We start from the raw sequence: 1,058 nt of genomic DNA, 5'->3' as shown, positions 1-1,058 counted from the left end.
CATATACAGGACCTTAAGAAAACACTTCATTTGAAATTCCTTCTAAGGTCCTGTTCTGTATCGATTTTCGCTGCTTGGTTCGACGGGCATTTTTCGCCAAGTAAACGGCAGCCCATTCCAGACGCTCTCTTATTTCCACCAACACCCGATGAGCCACCGCTTCCAATAACGGGAACCACCAGGTTCCGCTATTTTTCGCCGCTTTCAGTGTGGATAAACCGTCCCCCATCAGCGTCTGAGCTACCCGTCTTTTCATCACCAGCGACAACAGGCTGGCCCACACCAGCCCCTCGGCAATGGCTTTCTGACCTGTCACAAAGCCCTTGAGCCGGTTGTGCGACTTCCACTCCTTAAACAGCAGCTCCACCTGCCAACGACAGCGGTACAGGCTCATCACCCGCTCTGCTGGCCATGCCTCTCGTGGCAGATTGGTCATCCAGATACAGAACCGTTTCTCCTCGGCAAACCAGCGTCGGATCAGCCGATACTCGAACTTGCCCGATTTCACCACCATATCCAGTACCTCTGCCCGACAGTGCCGCCGTCCAGCATCCTTGAGTGACAGGCCCGCCAGCTTCGGCACTTCCCGTTCGTCACCGCGCCATGCCCGGATAATCTTCGGGTTCAGGCTCTTACTACCCCTGACCAGATAGAAACCGCCCGCCTCGTTTAGTTTCGCAAAGTAGGCCATATCGATGTAACCCGCGTCCGCCAACAGCAGGCTGTTATTGAGCCGCTCGGGCTCAGGCAGGAACTGGCGCTCTGACGCCGTATCGGCAGAGACCTGCATGCAAACTGGACTTTGCTCCAATAGAGACATGAGCATATGACACTCGATTGCCGCCGGGCTAATGGTCTTGAACCTTCCCGGAAACACTTCGGCCAGGCTTTTGTGGACGGCAAAGGAAGTACCATCCTGCAACAACACCTGTTTGAATGCGCCAAGGGATGCAGTCTTCATCTGTTGGCCGATACGCAAGGCGATAGCCCGTTCAACCAGCGCCTTCATGAACAGGGCGAACGACGCTTTGCGCAACTGGTTGTGAAAGGGCTTGTAG

At 55.0% G+C, this 1,058-nt stretch carries 1 protein-coding gene; it reads right to left on the bottom strand.

Translation table 11 applies throughout. The features are described 5' to 3' along the window. Nucleotides 1–13: 13 nt before the first annotated feature. Nucleotides 14–1,058, bottom strand: a 1,045-nt coding sequence (locus tag OKC30_RS21015; protein ID WP_270809824.1) for an IS4-like element ISAeme4 family transposase, incomplete at its 5' end; no start/stop codon positions are given.

The organism is Aeromonas sp. QDB18 (assembly GCF_027705325.1).
Lineage (GTDB): Bacteria > Pseudomonadota > Gammaproteobacteria > Enterobacterales > Aeromonadaceae > Aeromonas > Aeromonas caviae.
Note: the sequence above shows the minus strand (reverse complement) of the source record. Positions and strands in the feature narration are given on the sequence as shown.